Origin of the sequence: Vibrio sp. 10N.222.48.A3 (assembly GCF_041475345.1) — a bacterium.
Taxonomy (GTDB): Bacteria; Pseudomonadota; Gammaproteobacteria; order Enterobacterales; family Vibrionaceae; genus Vibrio; species Vibrio tasmaniensis_A.
Window position 1 is genome coordinate 1 of sequence record NZ_JBFRVX010000800.1, and the last position, 1,990, is coordinate 1,990.

Annotated in this window: 2 protein-coding genes; both read right to left on the reverse strand. The window is 45.3% G+C overall.

The features are described from left to right. The coding region (locus AB4653_RS19980) for a TolC family protein (protein ID WP_372105130.1) at positions 1-408 on the reverse strand (408 nt) is incomplete at its 3' end. Beyond that, the coding region (locus tag AB4653_RS19985; protein WP_372105132.1) for a response regulator at positions 383-1,990 on the reverse strand (1,608 nt) is incomplete at its 5' end. The genes AB4653_RS19980 and AB4653_RS19985, both read right to left, overlap by 26 nt.

Here is a 1,990-nt window from a genome sequence, read left to right on the forward strand (position 1 = left end):
AATGGTGCTTTGGACTTTGTTCTCGTGTTTAATCTCTTCAATATTGAAGTCGAGTTTTGCCGTCCCATATTTAAAAATGTCACCAAGATTGAATATGGACTGGGATAACGAAAGGCTGTAGCTGTTTGAGTTATAGCTAGAGGTTTCATCGGGTACGCTCGATAGCAAGGTTTCATTCTCGTTCCATGTGGTATCGGCAGCACCATTGAGTGAAGGCAGAAATTTAGAGCGACTGATCCCAATGTTGTATTCGTTCTCTTCCACACCTTTATCACTGGCGCGAAGAGACAGGCTGTTTTGCAGGCCGAGTTCTACCGCCTCAAGCAAGGTAGTCGCCGATGCTGAAGGTGTCGTGCTGAATGCGAGTGCAGCTATGATGCTGCTAGTTAAGTTTCTGTACCGCCACATACTTGTTGATCACCTTGATGATTTGGTCGCTTTTATAAGGTTTGCTGATCACGTAATCCATTCCGGCCTCAATACAAGCCTGGTGTTCGTTACTGCTGGTCAATGCGGTTGCACCTATGATGGTACAAGGGTTTTTCTCGTTCTCTTGTTCGAATTGGCGAATGCGTTTTGTTGCTTCGATGCCGCCCATACCCGGCATGATGCAATCCATGAAGATGATGTCAGAACGTTTATTCATGAAGTGCTTCACGGCATCGGCACCATCGCCAACGGTGTCTGGTTCATACTCTTGCTTGGTAAGAATTCGTTTCAGTAAGATCTGCTGAACTCGGTCATCCTCAACGATAAGGAATGAGCTGTTCTCCATCTGTTCTTCCGATGCTTCCGCTTCCATAATGGTGAGTAGGTTTGGAATGAACTCGTAAGGGATAGCAGGGGCGTTGATGATCTTGTCGACGAAGCTATGACACTCTTGTGCTTGCTGAGTGTTGGTCACTGACAACAGTAACTTGGTATTTGGGTGGTTCTTAAGTTGAGATTTGACCGTTTTACTCAACGACGGCAGCTTATTGGGTTCAAAGGTATCGGTCAGCATAATCGCATCGTAATCACCGAATGTTTTCGCCGCTGAGAAAAGCTCATTTGCAGTGCGAATCTCGGTGATGTCGAGCCCCAAATTGCTGAGCATCTTCTTCATCACATCGATACGGATTTGAGTATTGGCGCACAGCAGTAAACGCTTGCCATCGAAGCGCGTCTTCTCTGTGTGGAAATTCTTAGCTTTAAGATCAAGCTCGATCTGAAAACGTTCCTGTGCCCCTGACTGGAACCAGTGACTCTCGTAATAGCCGTAATCTTTCAGAACGCTTTTTGCTAAGTCATCTGTATTGGCTGTATGGTCTTTGTGTGCGCTCCAATGGAGTTTATTGAGCTTGGCAACAGAGACATCCAGCGTTGATAAGAAGTTGAGATTGATGGTGACACGGGTATTTTCCATGTCTGACGCCGCACCCGATTCAATCGTCACAAATAGCTTCTTATTTGATTTAAGTTGGATGGCGTTAGAAAGCTGCAGAAACAAGATCCAGAACAAGCTGGTGGATTGGCCTTCAACACGGTTCGGCAAATTATCAGAGATAAAGCAGTCGAGTTGACCTTCGTTCCTCTGAACTTTGGCGCTAATATGAATCATCAATTCAGACAACACGCTCAGTAGCGAGAATTCCTTCGACTTACTTTCCGTACCCTGTGAAATCAATCGGTTATAGTTTTCTGCTAACTCAGATAAGGTGCTACATGCTGAGGTAATATCCTTCGCCATCAATACGCCGTTTTCATCGGTTTCTTGAACCAGATATTGGACACCGCCGTTGATGGTGTTGGTGATACCGCGAATCTCATACCCGATCAGTGCATACAGCTGTTTGTAGAGATCGTTATTGCGCTTTTGGTCTTCCAATTTACTGAAAATCAGTTTGAGGTGAGAGTAGATCTGGCGTTGTTTCGGATTGATGCTCACTTCATTCAGAAGCTCTTCGAGTCTTTGTAAGTCGAGTTGTTTCAGCTCTTGATAGAGAGCATC